Origin of the sequence: Bradyrhizobium sp. 187 (genome assembly GCF_023101005.1) — a bacterium.
GTDB lineage: Bacteria > Pseudomonadota > Alphaproteobacteria > Rhizobiales > Xanthobacteraceae > Bradyrhizobium > Bradyrhizobium canariense_D.
Window position 1 is genome coordinate 554,727 of record NZ_CP064693.1, and the last position, 16,341, is coordinate 571,067.

The following is a 16,341-nucleotide window of genomic DNA, read 5'->3' on the forward strand; positions in this document are numbered from 1 at the left end:
AAGACCATTGGAGAACGACCATGCGACTCCTAAGCTATCTCGTGGACGGAGAGCCGCGCTACGGTGCCGTCATGGAAGGCGGTGTCGTCGATCTGACCCGGCGGATCGGCCGCGACTTCTCCGACGTCAGGGCGCTGATCGCAGCCAACGCGCTGGCCGACGCGCAGGAAGCCGTCGCCGGACAAAAGCCGGACTACGCGCTGGAAGAGCTCGTGCTGCTTCCGCCGGTGCTGGCGCCGGAAAAGCTCTGGTGCATCGGAGTCAATTACGCCGAGCGCAATGCGGAGTATAAGGACAGCTCTGACCTGCCCAAATATCCCAGTCTGTTCGTGCGCAGCATGTCCTCGATGACGGGCTCAGGCCAGCCGCTGGAGAAGCCTCACGTCTCCGAGCAGCTCGACTATGAAGGCGAGCTCGTCATCGTGATCGGCCAGGGCGGCCGCCACATTTCGCGCGAAAAGGCCTGGGCGCACATCTTCGGCATGACGCTGTGCAACGAGGGCACGATCCGCGACTGGCTCCGCCACGGCAAGTTCAACGTCACGCAGGGCAAGAATTTCGACCGCTCCGGCAGCATCGGTCCGTGGATCGTCACCGCGGACGAGCTCGATCCGCGCGGGCCTCATGACATCGTCACGCGCGTCAACGGCGAGGTGCGGCAGCAGGACACCATCGAGCGGCTGATGTTCCCGTTCGATTTCCTGATCTCCTATCTCTCGACCTTCGCAACCCTCAAGCCCGGCGACATGATCGTGACGGGCACGCCGACCGGCGCCGGCGCCCGCTTCGACCCGCCGCGCTGGCTCAAAGTCGGTGACGTCGTCGAGGTCGAATCCAGCCGCATCGGCGTGCTGCGCAACACCGTCGCGGCGGAGCAATAGGTCATGCTGGATACTGCCACGATCGAACGTCTTGCCACGCGGCTCGACGAAGCCGAACGCACCAAGACGCTGATCACGATGTTTTCGAAAGACCATCCCGATTTCAGCATCGAGGATGCCTATGCCGTTCAGCGCGCCTGGACCAGACTCCAGCTCGGACGCGGCCGGGTCATCAAGGGCCACAAGATCGGCCTGACCTCGAAAGCGATGCAGAACGCGGTCGGCATTTCCGAACCCGATTACGGCGTGCTGTTCGCCGACATGTTCTATGCCGACGCCACGCCGATTCCGTTCGACCGCTTCCAGGCGCCGCGAATCGAGGTCGAGCTCGCCTTCGTGCTGAAGGCGCCGCTGCGCGGGCCCGATTGCACCATCTTCGACGTGCTCAACGCCACCGACTACGTCACCCCGGCGCTGGAGATCCTGGAGACGCGCATGCACCGCGTCGATCCCGAAACGGGCAAGGCGCGAAAGGTCATGGACACGATCTCGGACAACGCGGCGAACGCCGCGCTGGTGCTTGGCGGCCGGCCTTTCCGTCCGATGGACGCGGACATGCGCTGGATAGGCGCGCTGTTGTTCCGCAACGGCGAGGTCGAGGAAACCGGGCTTGCCGCCGGCGTGCTCAACCATCCCGCCAACGGCATTGCCTGGCTCGCCAACCGCCTCGCGCCGCATGACGAGCATCTGGCCGCCGGCGAGGTGGTGCTGGCGGGATCGTTCACGCGTCCGGTCGACATTCGCCGCGGCGACACGTTTCATGCCGATTATGGCGCGTTCGGCTCGATGTCGTGCCAGTTCGTCTGAATCAACACATGAAAGGGAGCGCATCATGACCGGTCACACGCGGCGCAAGAGCATCCATATCGGCGGCTTCAAGCATGCCAACCCGATTCCGAACGCCTGCCGCATCGGCAATCTCGTGATGTCGGGCGTCATTCTCGGCCGCGATGCGACTGGTGCGATGCCCGAGAGCCTGGAGGCGCAATGTGCCAACATGTTCGCGCATATGAAGGCGACGGTAGAGGCCGCCGGCGGCACCACCGACGACATCATCAAGATGACGGTGTGGCTGAAGGACCGTACGCAGCGCGGGCCTGTGAATGTCGAGTGGCTCAAGATGTTTCCGGACGAGCATTCGCGCCCGGCGCGCCACGCGCTGCCGATGGACAACATGGACGGCGGCGCGCTGGTGCAGTGCGACTTCACCGCCGTAATCGACTGAGGGAGTTTTGCGCATGCCGACCTATCTTCCGTTCGACCCGAACCCGCGCCGCCCGGTCAAGGCGCCGCCGCCCAAATCCGTCGACAGCCAGTTTCACGTGCTCGGCCCCCTCGACAAATATCCGGAGCGTCCCGGTGCTGCCTATCGGATGCCGACCGCGACCTGGGAGGCGGCGCTGCGCGTGCACAAGACGCTCGGCATCGAGCGCGGCATCATCGTGCAGACCACGACGTATGGCGCCGACCATGCCGTCGTGCTCGACGGTCTCGCCGCGATGGGCCCGAACTATCGCGGCTGCGCCAACGCGCTGGTGTTCGCCGAGGCGAACGATTCGTATCTCGCCAAGCTGCATGATGCTGGGGTCCGCGGCGCGCGCTTCAGCTTCCGCCAGGAGCTCGGCGCTGTGCTGTCGGATGCCGATTTTGCCCGCGCGATTGCGCGCATCCGCGAGCTCGGCTGGTACGTCAAGATCCAGCCCGAGAAGGACGGCATCGTCTCCAGCGTCGCCAAATACGAGAATCTCGACGTGCCCGTGCTGATCGACCACATGGCGCGGCCCGATCCTGAAGCCGGCAGGAACGATCCGAACCTGCGCAAGATGCTGGAGCTGCTCGGCAAGGGCAATTTCTGGGTGATGCTGTCGCTCGGCGAGAAGACCTCGAAGCTCGGGCCGCCCTACGACGACGTCATCCCGATCGCGCGTGCCTATATCGAGGCAGCAGTCGACCGCTGCGTCTGGGCGAGCGACTGGCCGCACCCGGTCTCGGTCAAGCAGCCGCCCAACGACGCCGATCTGCTGGAGTTGATGTACCGCTACGCGCCCGACCAGTCGACGCTGGAGAAGATCCTGGTGCACAATCCGGCCAAGCTGTTCGGCTTTCCGGATTAGGGCGCTCACGGCCTGCCACGAGCGCAGCTTCACCGTCGCAACAATCGAACCCGCTCACCCCGCCAACCGATCCCTTACCCCGGCCGCGATCTCGAACGAGCGCAGCCGCGCGGCATGGTCGTAGATCTGGCCCGTGGTCATCAATTCGTCCGCGCCGGTCTCGGCGATCAGCGCCTTCAGCTTCGCTTCGACCATGTCAGGCGAGCCGACCGCCGAGCACGACAGCGACTGGCCGACCATCGCCTTCTCGGCTGGCGACCACAGCGCGTCCATGTCGTCGACCGGCGGCGGCAGCGGTCCGGGCGTGCCGCGGCGCAGATTGATGAACTGCTGCTGCAGCGAGGAGAACATGCGCCGCGCGTCCGCGTCGCTGTCGGCGGCGAACACGTTGACGCCGATCATCGCATAGGGCTTGGCGAGCTGCGTCGAGGGTTCGAACCGCGCCCGATACTCCCGCAGCGCCGGCATCATCATTTGCGGTGCGAAGTGTGAAGCGAACGCGAACGGCAGGCCGAGCATCCCTGCGAGCTGCGCGCCAAAGGTGCTGGATCCCAGGATCCACAGCGGCACCTTCGTCCCCATGCCCGGCACGGCCCGGATGGCCTGGTTCGGCTGCACGTCGCCGAGCAGCGCCTGCAACTCCAGCACGTCCTGTGGAAAATTCTCTGAGCTGGTGGCGAGATCGCGGCGCAGCGCGCGTGCGGTGAACTGGTCGGTGCCCGGTGCCCGCCCGAGCCCGAGATCGATCCGCCCGGGATAGAGCGAAGCCAGCGTGCCGAACTGCTCGGCGATGACGAGCGGCGAATGGTTCGGCAGCATGATCCCGCCGGACCCGACCCGGATCGTCTTCGTCCCGCCCGCGATATGCCCGATCACCACCGACGTCGCCGCGCTCGCGATCCCCGTCATGTTGTGATGCTCGGCCAGCCAGAACCGCTTGTAGCCCCAGCCCTCCGCATACTGCGCGAGATCGAGCGAATTGCGGAACGCTTGTGACGCATCGCCGCCTTGGCGGATGGGCGCGAGGTCGAGCACGGAGAAGGGGATCATGGAAGGGTCCGGATGGAGCGTGCGGTGGTAACGTGGACTCGACATGTAGGAGCCGGTCGCAGGAATACCAGCCGAAACGATCATGGTGCTGCGCCGGCGGCTCCATCGCGCGGAGACGAGGCCATCGCTGCGCTGCATGCGGCAAATTCGCCTGTATGGAAACCGCGGGCCGCATTGCCGCGTTGCCGGCCGGTTTGATCAACGGCGACGATTTTCATTTCGGGGGCTTTCTTTGGACAGATTCAACATTGGTGTTCATGTCGTTGCGCTGGCTGCGGCCTTCGCACTCGCCGTTCCCATTGGCTGGGACCGCGAGAAGCGGGCGCGAAGCGCGGGCTTGCGCACCTTTCCACTGGTCGCAATGGCAAGCTGCGGCTTCGTGCAGGCCAGCGAAAGCCTGCTCGTGCATTCGCCTGACGGAATGGCGAAGGTGATCGAGGGCCTCATCACCGGCATCGGCTTCATCGGCGGTGGCGCAATTCTCAAGCAGGGGAATTCGGTGCAGGGGACCGCGACGGCCGCGAGCCTCTGGGCGACCGGCGCCATCGGCGTCTCCGTCGGGCTCGGCGCTTTTGATGTCGCGGTGACGGTCGCCGTATTCACGTTCCTGACGCTTCGCTTGTTGACGCTGGTCAAGGAAGAAGACGATCACTGATGCATGTGCGAGCGGCCTGCACCCCGTTCACAACAACGTCATCGCGACCCGCTGCGTACCCCGGCCCAACTGTGCGTCTGGCGCGTTTTCTTGTACACTCACTGAGCCATTGGACGCTCGCCAGGAGGAACCGACATGACCACGGTCGTACTCAATCGCCGGAGCCTCCTCGCCGCGGGCGGCTCGATCCTCGCAACCGGGCTCTTGGCGACCGGCGTCCCCGGCCTGCTGTTGCCTGCCCGCGCGGACGGCCTCGCACCGACCGAGACGATGTCGGGCGGGGCGAACAACTACCGCAAGGGCGCGGCGATCGTGGAGCGGATCGGAAAGGGTGGCTTCTGGATGAGCGGCACCGTGCGCCGCGCCGGCGACGGGACTCCCTTGGCCGGGCAGCGCATCCAGATCTGGGCGCACACGGTCGAAGGCCAGGAGCACGAGCCGCAGAGTCATGGCGCCACGCTCACCGACAAGGACGGCAAGTTCCGGCTCGAAATGCCGCAGATCATTCCCATCTTCGGCCAGCCGCATGGCCACCTCGCCTATGACAGCGGTGAATTCAAAACCGTCTTCCTGCGGCCGATAATGCGGAGCGCAAAGGAAACCAGCCTCGAGGCGCACTTCGTCCTGCAGCCGGCCTGATCGCATTGGAGATGAAGGGGCGGAGATCGGCCCGGGCGCCCCTGATCTGGATCGCCCTTGCCTTGGCCATCGGCGTGCCGATCGCGCTCGCTGCGGGAAGCGAACAGCTCACATGGCGCGGCCCGGTCTACATCCTCGCCGGCTTCGCCGGGATCATCGCGCTCGGTCTCGTGCTCGTTCAGCCCCTGCTGATCGGCGGATACCTGCCGGGCTTGTCGGCCTATCGCGGCCGGCGCGCCCACCGCTGGATCGGCGGCGCGCTTGCTCTGGCGGTGGTGATCCACGTCGCCGGCCTCTGGATCACCAGCCCGCCCGACATGATCGACGCCCTGACTTATACGTCACCGACACCGTTCTCCCCCTTCGGCGTGACCGCCATGTGGGCCATCTTCATTGTTGCGCTCCTGGCTCTGCTGCGCCGGCGGCTGGGATTGCGGTTGCGCACGTGGCGCATCGTCCATATTCCCCTCGCGATCGTCATCGTCGCAGGCAGCGTCGCCCATTGCCTGCTGATCGAGGGGACGATGGAGACGATCTCGAAGGCTGCGCTTTGCGCAGCTGTGCTGGCGGCGACCGTCAAGGTGATGGTTGATCTCTGGAGAAGGCGGACGTTGCGCGATAGCAGCATTGCGCGGCCGTAAGCGTAGGGTGGGCAAAGGCGCGTAGCGCCGTGCCCACCATCTATCTATCAATGGTGGTTGGTGGGCACGCTTCGCTTCGCCCAGCCTACGAGATCCGAAACTTTCGCTGACCCCCCTTGTTCCAACACGTTCGGCGTCGTTACCGCTGGTATCGGCTCCGCTTGCCCGGGAAGGCGGTCAAGATTATCCTCGCGCGATGGCCGTCAGTGTCCCCGACCTGAGAGCATTCCTGCTCGCCACACCGTTCTTCGGCGGTATCCCGGATCAAAGTCTCGACCTCCTGATGTCGATGCTGGTTGAGTGCCGATTTGATACCGGAGCAACCGTCGTGACGGAGGGCGAGCCCGGACGCTCGCTGTTCATCGTCAAATCCGGCCGGCTGGCGGTGAGCAAGCGGGCGAATGCGGGCAACGTCATCCCGATTTCCGTTCTGGAGCCCGGCGATTTCTTCGGTGAGATGACGCTGATTGAAATGCAAAATCGATCCGCCAGGTGGTCGCGGAGAGTCCGACCGTGCTTTACGAGCTGACCGCCCAGAAGCCCTACGCTTGCTACAAGGCCGATATCCACACCTATGTGATCGTCCTGCAAAACATCAATCGCGAGCTATGCCGACGGCTGCGCCGTTCAGACGATCGGTTAGCGGGGCATCAGGTGGGTGACGAGAGTTGACATGCGTAGCATGGGTAGAGCGAAGCGAAACCCATCATGTCTCGTCACCGCGCAAATCTTCCATGGATTTTCGTTTCGCTGTACCCATCCTACGAACTCCCCGGCACCGTAGGCTTCGAATAGGAAACTAACATGGCTCAAGCCGGAGATAATGGACGGTTCGCGGCGTTCAAGCACCACGCCAAGGTGCACTCCTTCAGAGTCAGCACTGCTTTTCCGACTTGGATTCTGCTCGGCGCGACGCTCTTTTACAAGCCTGAGTGGGTCCGATGGGCCCTGCGAACAGGCACGCACGCTATTGAAGCTGTCGGCGATGCGCTTCCTGGTTATTGGGGCGCTCAGGCCGAAATTGTCTTGCGCGAACTCGGTGGTTTCCTTTGGATCCAGATCACGGCCGCGATCCTGTTTGTCCGGTTCGTGTTCTGGCTGATCGGGGCCTCGTGGCGCCGTGGTCGGCGGTAGATCCAGTCAGCTCGCGTAGGATGGGTAGAGCACTTGCGAAACCCATCATGCTTCGTCACCGAGCAATGCTATGCAATTCCTGGCCAAAACTGACTGGAGCTCTCGCTCGGGCGATGCCCGCAAGTGACCCCGAAGCGGCGGTCGCGGGGAAGTTGAGGTTCGCTAAGGCCCCACAGGCCTAAAATGTGCTTTAAGGAATATAAGAGACATCCTCAGCTGAGGGAGCCAACCTCAGCGGCGATTTCTTCCGTCAACCACGCAATGCCCGCATCCATCATTGCTGCCTTGGTCGTAATGGCCATGATTGCATCGGACTTCCGCTTCAAAGGAAGCTCAACCAATTGCAGCGCGAAACGAGCCGCGTATCTCTCGACGAGACGGCGCGGCAATGTTGCTATCAAGTCCGAGTTTGAAATTTGCGTGAGTGCCATCATAAAGGTGGGCACGGTCAGGACAATGCGGCGCTGGAGGCCGCGCTTCTCCAGGAGTTGGTCGACAAAACCTCGCGGATCGCCGTCGAGCGACACAAGAAGATGCTGTGCTCTGCAGAATGCAGCAATCGTTGGTGCGCGGGCGAATCCGTTTCCCTTGCGCATCGCGACCACGAAACACTCATCGTAAAGCTTTCTTGCCTGGAAGCGGGTTGGCACTGTGCCCAGGGGCAGGATGGCCAAGTCGATTTCGCGCTTCTCCAGCTTCTCCAGGCTTGACCGCCAAGGGTGCTCCACAGCGCTTGCATGCCGCCCTGGCATCAGATGGATCAAGCTCAGGTCGGCACGGGGTGCCTTTCTCCTGAGCCGCCCCGCAAATGGTCCCATCACCGTGTCCATGATCGCATCAGGAGCGCCAATGGAAAAACGGCGGCTACTTGTAGTCGCGTCGAAGGGCGTAGCTGAAGCAAATACGCGCCCTACGCGAGAAAGGATATCTCCTACTGGCTCGCCGAGTTCCAGCGCACGCTCCGTTGGCACAACACCCTTCGGCGTCCGTAAGAACAGGGGGTCATTAAATAGATGCCGTAGCCGCCCAAGTGAATGACTTACGGCAGAAGGGGTGATGTTCAAGCGGCTAGCCGCTCGCGCCACGTGGCTCTCCTCCAGCACAGTGTGGAAGACCAGCAGCAAGTTAAGATCGACTTTTGACAAGGAAATGTGGTTCAGCATATTGCTGAGGTTATATCACTGGATTCATGTCCCTGAAAGCTCCATGGATTGCGCAACGTTAGCCACAGGAGCTGAAATGACCAAACACCATGCAAACTGGCCAGGAACGCTGTCACGGCGGTCCGCGATCACGACAGTCGCTGCGGCATCGTTGACCCCTCGATTTTGCGCTAGTGTGGCTGCCAGTGACGACGTCGCTCACCTTATCGAGCGCGCCGCTGCGAAAAACGCGGCCTTCATGCGCGGGGACATGGATCGTTGGCTGGCCCTTGTTCGCATCGCCAGTGACTTCACGTTAATGCAACCATTCGGCGGCCCAACTAGCCACGGGTTCGACGCAAGTGCTGAACGTTTGGCGAAGCTATCTCAGTTTTTCAAGAACGGTGAGACGACCTTGGAGGTCGTGCAAACCTATGCATCGGACAAGCTGGTCGTTCTCGTCATGGTCGAGCGGCAATATGCCGAAGTCGGGAGCTTACCAAAACAAGACTGGTCGCTCCGAGTTACGGAAATCTATCGCAAGGACGGTTCTGAATGGCAGTTAGTCCATCGCCACGCAGACCCGCTGGTTCATGCCGTTACGTTGCAGGAAGCGGCCACGATTGCTCGCGGTGGACGTAAGGATGAATGACCGCGGCAACTGGCATCTTATCAGAAGAAGGATCGATTGCGCCGAAGACTGCATTACATGCAGGTCCACTTCCCCTTTTGGCCCCATAGCGGAAGTCTGCTCGATGTCGGCTTGTATCCCCTTCCATAGGTGGGGCGATATACGTGCTTAGGCGCGCGCTAGGCAGGCAAATCTGACCCGTCGGGCAAAACACCTCTCTCCTGCAAAATCTCGTCAACCCTCCTCCACAAAAATATTCCACTTTACCGAAATTCGGAATCGCAGTATCAATCCGCCATCCCGGTCCAGGGAGAGGGGCGATCGTCCGTCGTAACGTACGTGGATCGGGGGGCGGTGGACGCGGCAGTGTCGGGCACGCGGAGGCGGAACCAGGGCGAGATGAACCTCGTGAGGTCCTGTTGCGTGCGGACGAACGGCGCCTGTCCGGCGAAGCCTCTTGGCGAAGCCGGATCGCTGCGTACGGCAAAATCGTGTGGTCCTGGCCGTCGTTGCTACGGTCAAGCCTTGCGGAGATGGATCGAGGCTCAACCGGGTCTCAATGCATCGTCAATTCGCAAGGCGACGGTGACAAAAAGGAACTCGTCGCCGGGGAGAGCGCGGCATAAGCCGTCAACCCACTGCGCAGGGAAGGCCGAGTGTTCGGCGTCACCTGTATGCTGCTGTGCGGTCTTTTTGCGCTACATTTTCGCGCAGCGGACCGCGGGTGCCAGCCGGCACCCGGTCTTCCCTGCGCCCTCTTCACAGAGGAGAGTCAAGGTAGAAGCAAAACTCGGGCATCTCATGCCGCGAGAAGGCTGTTTCATGTGTGATTTGAGCGAGGGAATGGTGCTGCCAGACAGGATTGAACTGTTGCAACAATCCTGCCAGGTATTGATTTTGTTGAAGTTTTCGGCCCGGCGATCTATTTTTGTGTGGCGCTCCTGGGGGGCGCCCCGCGCTAACGTTTAGCACATTCCAGGCAAGGTCACGACGGAGGAATTGACCGGTCTGTTTGATGTTGTCTTTCTGTCGCAGTACCAAAGGTTGCTCTGGCGGAGATAGTGCGACTCTCTTCCCCTATGCCGCGAGAGCGCGAAATTCCGCAGAAACCCAAGGATTCCCAAAAAGCCAGGTCGGATTTTGTGACCACCGCCGTGTACCACTCATTCCCGCCTCGCGGGCCGTCAATCCCAGACTATTTCGAGGCAACTCGCGGGCCCTTCGAAGCGTGCGCCCGTCCCTGCCTTCGCCGGTCGAGCAACCTTTCCATGAGCCTCGGCGGACGATCGCTCGATATCAGCTTGTCGACGAATTCCAACTCCGAATGGTCGAGCCCGTAGACGTATTTGACGGCCTGTTTGGCGACTTGGGAGTTGACTTCTTGCGCCAAATCCTTGGGCGGCCGATCCTTGAACATCCTCTCGACTTCTTCCGTGTTGGCCGCGACGAACAGCCGGTGGGGACCTATCGGGAGGGTAAGGTAGCATCCGGGCTCGCTGAACGTCTTCGACATGTAGAGCGGCCTGTCGGACGTGAGGAACGGCGGGGCATCGTCCAGTGTGACGACGACAGACCAGCGCATCGCGGTGAGTGCCTGCCCAATTCCCTCGTGATCCGTCAGATCGCGCAGATCGTCCATAACCCATCGACCGATGTAGTCGGGGTCCTTCTTCTCGATGAACTCCTCGATCGTCTCGGGATCGTCCGACTTGCGGTTGGCGGAATATCTCTCCCTCAGGTGCGGAAGAATGCGTTTCCAGTCGTCTTCCACTACCTGCGTGAGGGCGACCAGGTCCTCGGGCATCCGCGTCATGAGCGACATCAGGAAGAGCGACCAGGCGGACCGCCGCTCCGCGTCGTTCTGGGTCTTCCCAACGTCGGCTTCGATGATGTCCAGAGCTTTCGCGGCGAAATTGTCGACCGGGCTCATGAACTTGTCCTCGACCTGCTGCGCGATAGATCTGGGTACGCCCGGCGTTTCGTAGAGCCGGTCCTTGAAGCCGGTCTGGATCGGATAGACGCGCTGGCGGTAGATCTTGTTTTTGTAGGGGCGGCTGAACTCGCAGACTTTATCGTCCTCTCCAGCCCAACGCCTCAGATAGAACTGGGGAATGTAATGGTGTCGGGTGGACTGCTGGGCCGCGCCGCGCAGCCAGATCATGTTCGGACAGGCGGCCTCCGTCTCCGCTGTGCAGGGTTGGATGTACGGATGGCTGCAGAAGCCGCACGCCACGGCGCGGGGCCGCGTCGGCGGGACCACCGGCCTGGCGTCAACGCCGCTCATTTGCGTACGCGATCGTTTTCAGGGCTTTGTTCGCGTCGCCTCGTCCCTGATAGAGGCCCAGCAATTCACCCTCGTCTTCGATGGTCTCCACGCGAAACAGCGACCAGCGTTTATCCTTGCCCTGCACGATCCGGAAGGTTCGGCCATTGCGACGGCAATAAAACGAAGTCGCGCTACCGATCGGGGTCCATCCGCAATCGGCACCGGAGAGGAAGCACTGCTGGAGCTTCGCCCGCTCGTCTTCCTTCAGCTTGCGATATCGTTCCTCCCGCTCCCTGCAGAGCCTCTCGTCCTCCCGCTCCAGATGCTCCTGCAGCATGCCGATGATGGCCCGCATCTCCGTACCCTGCGCCTTTTCCGAGTGATACAGCGCCAGGCAGCCCTCCTTGAGGTCTTCGTTGGGATAGCTCGTGTAGGGCTCCTCCCAGATCGCGCGCAGACGCTGTTCTACGTCCGTCTTGGTGAGCGGCGGGCCGGGCAAATTGTTGAGAGTACCGCGCAGGTCTTCGATCGGAATCCAACAGGGAGCGGCAGCCTTCGCCAGCTCCACCCGTTCTCCTTCCCATTTGCTCCAGATTGAGCTGGCCCGATCGATCGCGTTCACGATTTCCCGCGCAAGCTTATGCACGCTGTGGGGATCGCGCAGATGCCGCAGGGACGGGCTTTTCACGTAGTCGAAGAGCAGTGACGCCACAGCATACTGGCGGTCGGAGTTCATGCGCGGCCCCTCTGGTTCGTGCGCTCGACATCCTAGAACCGGGGATAGCCGCCGACCAGAACCTGCACGCCAAGGATTCGACGACCAGGTCACCGCGCGACTCAGTCTCAGCTCTTCTCGCAGCCCGCGGGGAAGGGCAGGTGCCGGACCTGCCCTTCCCCAGGCCTCCAGAGACTTGCAAGTGACCGGGCATCCCTCAAATTTGCGCTCCTTCGGTTCGGGCGCATTTGCGTAGAGCTTAACAGGCCTGAATCACAAGCTGGCAAATGCAGGCTACTATGCGCTTTTCCCTTGTTGGGGCACCTTATGTTCGATACGGCAACCACCGCGCGTTTGCGCGCGGTCTTCGACGAAGTATGCGAGGGTCTTCCGCGCCGCGAGATCGGGGCGCGTACGCACGTGGCATCGAAGATCCTAGAGGCCGCCACCAAGGGCGCGCTCTCTCCCGAGGACCTCAGGCAGGTCGGCCGCAAGGCCCTGTCACACGCACCCACCATGAGGCGCTAGTGGTGGCCGGGGGGCGGACATGAACTTCCAGGTGACTGTCCTGAAAATCCTGGCGGCGTATCCGGACGGGTTTGCTGTGATGGAGGACCTCAAGCGTGACATGGCTATCTTGGCGACCAGCGGCCGCGACTGGGCGGACCGGACCAGGCGGCTCGCGGCCAGGGTGCCCGACCTCGACATCTGGTCACAAGGACTGGTCGAACGCCTAAGCGGAGGATGGAAGATCACATCCAAAGGGCGGGCCGTGCTCGAGGTCATGGAGGCCCGACCGGCGGCGTCAGAGACGGCTCATGTGACCGCGTCGGAGAGTTCCAGTCCGTCCCTGCCGGAGAGTATTCCTCCGCTGCGGCAGCCCCCGGATCGTGCCAAGCGGCGCCGCGAGCGCTGGGAGCGTCGCCGTGAGGCCCGTGAACGAGCGAGGGCGAACGCCTCCTGAGGGAGGAGCGAGCCAAAAGAAAGCCGCCAGCGGAGCTGGGCGGCTTGATAGTCCCGGACCGTCGGTTGCCTCCCCAGCCCCAGCGTACCGCCGTTACCTTGTTTGCGGCCATGCCGCTCCGACCTACCGACGCGCTTCGATTCGGCCATCGGGCCGCCGAGTTATGCACGGGGCAGTCTACCGAGCCGGCAAGAGATCGAATTGGACGGGAGCCGAACCCGAGTGTTGGGGCCAGCCGCGACCGTCCGCGCCGGGACATAGCCCAGCACGCCGACTTGAATGGGGGCCGTTTCCGCCGACGAGAGATCGTGCCGTCAAGGCCGGCTTGCAACCGATCGCGGAGAGCGCCGTCTAAGAACTGATCGCGACTAGGCGGGGGCCTTCAGAGAATCGAGACGCTTGCGCAGAAATGCCAGAACTATGATCTCGTCGGAAGTGAGCTTGGCATACTGGCGCTTGAACTTCTGCGCGATCTTGGCTTCGATCATCTTGACGAGATCACCAGACATGTAGGCGTTCAGGACTTCCGGGTGCACGTAGCACTTGCGGCAGATTGCCGGCGTGTTGCCGAGCTGCTTCGAGACGCTCTCGATCGCGGCGACGACGTTGCGCTTCGCCTCGGCCTGGCTGTCGTACTTCTTGAACTCGGTCAGCGCCAACGCCGCCAGAACTGTCCCTGCCCAAGTGCGGAAATCCTTAGCGCTGAAGTCCTCGCCCGTGATGTCCTTGATGTAGGCATTGACGTCGCCGGAATCGACGGTACGCGGCTGCCCGTCGTCGTCCAGGTACTTGAAGAGCTCATGTCCCGGGATCTCCGCGCAGCGCTTCACGATCCCGGCTATCCGTTTGTCCTCGACGCGAAGCTTCCACTGCTTGCCCGACTTGCCCGTGAAGTCGAACCTAAGGACGCCGCGGCCGACCGCGACGTGCTTCCGGCGCATGGTAGTGAGCCCGTAGGATTTATTCTTCTCGGCATACTCGGCGTTGCCGACCCGGATCAACGTCTTCTCCAAGAGACTGACGATCGTGGCCAGTACCTTCTCGCGAGGTAGCCCGTCCAGCTTCATGTCGGCCGCGACACGGTCGCGCAGCGCTGGCAGCGCGGCCGCGAACTGGATGATGTGTTCGTATTTGTTCTGGTCGCGCAGCTCGCGCCATTTTAGGTGGTAGCGGTACTGCTTGCGGCCTCGCGCATCGATCCCGGTCGCCTGGATGTGGCCATTGGCCGAGGGGCAGATCCACACGGATTCGTACGCCGGCGGGATGCCGATCGACTTGATGCGCCGGATGACTGCGGCATCGGTGATGCGCTTTCCATCCTTATCGTAGTAGCTGAAGGTAGTCCCCGTGCGCTTGCGGGTGTAACCCGGCGCGGAGTCGCTGACATAGCGAAGGCCTTCTTCCGCGATGGTGGCTGCGACCTCGGCGGTGCGGTCCAGAACCTGTTCTTCGTTGCGAGTCTCTCGGAGCATGGGCCTGTTCCTCGGAAGCACCCTGCGATCGAGGCCCCACTCCTCCTAAAGGGATGAGGACACCAGTTAGTTCCGTTCCGAGATCGGTGGATCCATCTCAGGTGAAGCCGGGCTGGTTCCTTTTCGAAAGGCGCTGCGAGTCGTTGGTTGGCGTAGCTTAACTTCAGACAATCGCCACAAAGTTCACCGACACGATCCCAGAGTCAGAGTTCACTAAGGCCGCCATGTCCCAGTATTCACTCGATGTGCTACGTCAGCGCTATCTCGTCGAGAAAAGACCGCTCGAGACGAGCGTCGAGCAGATCTTGCGGGCCGACACCCGCGCGGGGGCACGCGCCATCCTGGCTTCGATCGATAAGCGGCGCTTCGAAAACAGGTCCGAAGGGCAGCGCCTCCGCAAGATGCTCAGTTTTGAAACCTCTCTGTGGGAGAGCGGCGTTCATGCCGTGGCAGGCGTGGACGAAGCCGGAATGAGCCCGCTCGCCGGGCCAGTCTCCGCTGGCGCCGTGATCCTGGAGCCGGGTACCCGGATAGTCGGGATCGACGACTCGAAGAAACTCGACGCTGCGGCCCGCGACGAACTCGCGAAGGAAATCAAGGCAAAGGCAGAGAGTTGGTGTGTGGCGTTTGTGGAGGTCGAGGAGATCGACAAGATCAACATCTATTGGGCGGGCATCCAGGCCATGCAGCGCGCGGTCAGGGGACTGGGATTGACGCCGCAGCACCTGCTGATCGATGCGAAGCGGTTGAAGGAGATCGATATCCCTCAGCAGCCCATCATCAAGGGCGATGCCAAGTCCGCCAGCATCGCTGCTGCGTCGATCCTGGCGAAAGTCGAGCGCGATACGGTCATGCGGACTCTCGACATTCGTCACCCCGGCTACGGCTTCGCGGATCATAAGGGCTACCCCGTGCCGGCTCACTACGAAGCTCTCGCCAGGCTCGGTGCGTGCGCAGCTCACCGGAGGTCATTCGGACCTGTACGCAAGGCTCTCGGGTTGCCGCCCCTGCCGCCGTGGCCTTCAGCGTCCGAGCGCGAAGCCGGCTGACCGGGTCGGACGTCTTCTCTTCTCGGCGGCGCTACTTTCGCGACCAACTCTTTTCGCGAACGACGTCCTTGGCTTTTTTGTCGGACCGCAGGCCGAGATAGACTGGCTGGCGCAGCTCTCCCTTGCTGGTCCACTCCGCGAACTTCACCTCTGCGACCAACGAAGGACGGACCCAAGTCGTGACCTGCTCATCCTTCACCTTGGCGGGAAAGGGCGACTTGGCCGTCTTGAGCTTCAGGAGCTTGCCGTGAAGCTCTTCGAGAACTTGGTGGCTGAAGCCGGTGCCGACGTGGCCGATGTACCGCCACCCGCCATTTTCCCGCACTGCCAGCGCGAGAGCGCCGAAGAAGGGCCGGGTTCGCCTCGGCGCCGTGAAGCCAGCGATCACGACCTCCTGGCGCTGCGCGGTCTTCACCTTCAGCCAATCCGCGGTCCGGCGTCCAGACGCGTACGGACTGTCGGCGCGCTTGGCCATGATGCCTTCGAGATGCCTCTGCTCGGCTTCTGCAAAGAACTTTGTTCCATTGCCTTTGCGGTGGTTGCTGAACGCGATCAGCTTGTGGCGCGGCAGGATAGCCTTGAGCCGCTTCTTGCGCTCCAAGAGCGGCAGCGCGCGCAGGTCTACTCCGTCCGCGAACATGAGATCGAACGCGCAGTACAGAAGCTTGGCTTCATGGCGCAGGGCGTTCTGAAGCAATTGGAAATGGGAGACGCCGTCTTTGCCGATCGCGACGAGTTCGCCATCGATCACGGCGTCCGCCTTCACGCCCTCTAGCGCTTTCGCGACCTCGACGTAGGAGTGGCTGATGATCTTCCCGTTGCGGCTGTAGAGCGCGACCCGACCACTCCGAACCTCCGCGACCATGCGGAAACCATCGAATTTGTCCTCGAAGACCCAATCTGGATCGTCGAATGGTGAATCGGTCAGCGTGGCCAGCATAGGCTGCAGGCGACGAGGCAGGGTCGATTTTCGTGCCATGGCGGGGGC

18 protein-coding genes and 1 pseudogene are annotated in these 16,341 nt (G+C 62.3%); 13 read left to right on the top strand and 6 right to left on the bottom strand.

Annotated elements, in window-relative coordinates; all coding sequences use genetic code 11:
- The first annotated feature begins 20 nt into the window (after positions 1–20).
- Genes IVB19_RS02675 through IVB19_RS02690 form a run of 4 tightly spaced genes read left to right on the top strand, consistent with a single transcriptional unit; the run spans position 21 to position 2,995 of the window.
- Positions 21–881 carry a fumarylacetoacetate hydrolase family protein gene (locus IVB19_RS02675; RefSeq protein WP_247820983.1) on the top strand — a complete coding sequence of 287 codons (861 nt, stop codon included), beginning with the start codon at positions 21–23 and terminating at the stop codon, positions 879–881.
- 3 nt (positions 882–884) lie between these two features.
- Positions 885–1,688 (top strand): 2-oxo-hept-4-ene-1,7-dioate hydratase, encoded by an 804-nt coding sequence (hpaH, locus tag IVB19_RS02680; RefSeq protein WP_247820984.1) that lies wholly within the window; start codon positions 885–887, stop codon positions 1,686–1,688.
- Between the two features lie 25 nt (positions 1,689–1,713).
- Positions 1,714–2,106, top strand: a complete 393-nt coding sequence (locus IVB19_RS02685; RefSeq protein WP_018453094.1) for a RidA family protein — start codon at positions 1,714–1,716, stop codon at positions 2,104–2,106.
- 13 nt (positions 2,107–2,119) lie between these two features.
- A complete protein-coding gene (locus IVB19_RS02690) occupies positions 2,120–2,995 on the top strand; it encodes an amidohydrolase family protein (protein ID WP_085351535.1) in 876 nt (291 codons plus the stop codon).
- A 54-nt stretch (positions 2,996–3,049) separates the two neighbouring features.
- Here the strand turns inward: IVB19_RS02690 and IVB19_RS02695 are convergent, their stop codons facing one another.
- Complete coding sequence (locus IVB19_RS02695) at positions 3,050–4,045, bottom strand: LLM class flavin-dependent oxidoreductase (RefSeq protein ID WP_247821658.1); 996 nt, start codon at positions 4,043–4,045, stop codon at positions 3,050–3,052.
- A gap of 232 nt (positions 4,046–4,277) precedes the next feature.
- Here IVB19_RS02695 and IVB19_RS02700 point away from each other — a divergent pair, with 232 nt between their 5' ends.
- The 5 genes and pseudogenes from IVB19_RS02700 to IVB19_RS02720 all read left to right on the top strand — a co-directional run bounded on the left by IVB19_RS02700 (position 4,278) and on the right by IVB19_RS02720 (position 7,114).
- Positions 4,278–4,700 carry an MgtC/SapB family protein gene (locus IVB19_RS02700; RefSeq protein WP_018453097.1) on the top strand — a complete coding sequence of 141 codons (423 nt, stop codon included), beginning with the start codon at positions 4,278–4,280 and terminating at the stop codon, positions 4,698–4,700.
- Positions 4,701–4,835: 135 nt separating this feature from the next.
- Positions 4,836–5,339, top strand: a complete 504-nt coding sequence (locus IVB19_RS02705; RefSeq protein ID WP_018453098.1) for a peptidase associated/transthyretin-like domain-containing protein — start codon at positions 4,836–4,838, stop codon at positions 5,337–5,339.
- Positions 5,340–5,350: 11 nt separating this feature from the next.
- Positions 5,351–5,980 carry a ferric reductase-like transmembrane domain-containing protein gene (locus IVB19_RS02710; RefSeq protein WP_247820985.1) on the top strand — a complete coding sequence of 210 codons (630 nt, stop codon included), beginning with the start codon at positions 5,351–5,353 and terminating at the stop codon, positions 5,978–5,980.
- Between the two features lie 196 nt (positions 5,981–6,176).
- Positions 6,177–6,652: pseudogene (locus IVB19_RS02715) on the top strand (cyclic nucleotide-binding domain-containing protein).
- 132 nt (positions 6,653–6,784) lie between these two features.
- On the top strand, positions 6,785–7,114 hold the full coding sequence (locus IVB19_RS02720) for a hypothetical protein (RefSeq protein WP_247820986.1): 330 nt from the start codon (positions 6,785–6,787) through the stop codon (positions 7,112–7,114).
- Positions 7,115–7,326: 212 nt separating this feature from the next.
- Here the strand turns inward: IVB19_RS02720 and IVB19_RS02725 are convergent, their stop codons facing one another.
- Complete coding sequence (locus tag IVB19_RS02725; RefSeq protein WP_085361133.1) at positions 7,327–8,277, bottom strand: LysR family transcriptional regulator; 951 nt, start codon at positions 8,275–8,277, stop codon at positions 7,327–7,329.
- A 76-nt stretch (positions 8,278–8,353) separates the two neighbouring features.
- Here IVB19_RS02725 and IVB19_RS02730 point away from each other — a divergent pair, with 76 nt between their 5' ends.
- Positions 8,354–8,908 (top strand): YybH family protein, encoded by a 555-nt coding sequence (locus IVB19_RS02730; RefSeq protein ID WP_247820987.1) that lies wholly within the window; start codon positions 8,354–8,356, stop codon positions 8,906–8,908.
- Positions 8,909–10,082: 1,174 nt separating this feature from the next.
- Here the strand turns inward: IVB19_RS02730 and IVB19_RS02735 are convergent.
- The gene (locus IVB19_RS02735; RefSeq protein WP_247820988.1) at positions 10,083–11,171 is read right to left on the bottom strand and encodes a DUF4238 domain-containing protein; all 1,089 of its coding nucleotides are present in this window, start codon (positions 11,169–11,171) and stop codon (positions 10,083–10,085) included.
- On the bottom strand, positions 11,158–11,889 hold the full coding sequence (locus tag IVB19_RS02740; RefSeq protein WP_247820989.1) for a hypothetical protein: 732 nt from the start codon (positions 11,887–11,889) through the stop codon (positions 11,158–11,160). The genes IVB19_RS02735 and IVB19_RS02740 overlap by 14 nt, the downstream gene beginning before the upstream one ends.
- A 306-nt stretch (positions 11,890–12,195) precedes the next feature.
- On the opposite strand from IVB19_RS02740, the gene IVB19_RS02745 reads away from it, so the two are divergent.
- Entirely contained in the window at positions 12,196–12,396 is a 201-nt protein-coding gene (locus IVB19_RS02745; protein WP_247820990.1) for a hypothetical protein, read from the top strand.
- A 19-nt stretch (positions 12,397–12,415) separates the two neighbouring features.
- Entirely contained in the window at positions 12,416–12,832 is a 417-nt protein-coding gene (locus tag IVB19_RS02750) for a hypothetical protein (protein WP_247820991.1), read from the top strand.
- A gap of 368 nt (positions 12,833–13,200) precedes the next feature.
- On the opposite strand, the gene IVB19_RS02755 is transcribed toward IVB19_RS02750, so the two are convergent.
- On the bottom strand, positions 13,201–14,304 hold the full coding sequence (locus IVB19_RS02755; protein WP_247820992.1) for a DNA topoisomerase IB: 1,104 nt from the start codon (positions 14,302–14,304) through the stop codon (positions 13,201–13,203).
- 224 nt (positions 14,305–14,528) lie between these two features.
- On the opposite strand from IVB19_RS02755, the gene rnhB reads away from it, so the two are divergent.
- Positions 14,529–15,353, top strand: a complete 825-nt coding sequence (rnhB, locus tag IVB19_RS02760) for a ribonuclease HII (protein ID WP_247820993.1) — start codon at positions 14,529–14,531, stop codon at positions 15,351–15,353.
- 31 nt (positions 15,354–15,384) lie between these two features.
- Here rnhB and ligD read toward each other — a convergent pair whose 3' ends face one another.
- Positions 15,385–16,332, bottom strand: coding sequence for a non-homologous end-joining DNA ligase (ligD, locus tag IVB19_RS02765; protein WP_247820994.1), 948 nt, complete (start codon positions 16,330–16,332; stop codon positions 15,385–15,387).
- Positions 16,333–16,341: the final 9 nt, after the last annotated feature.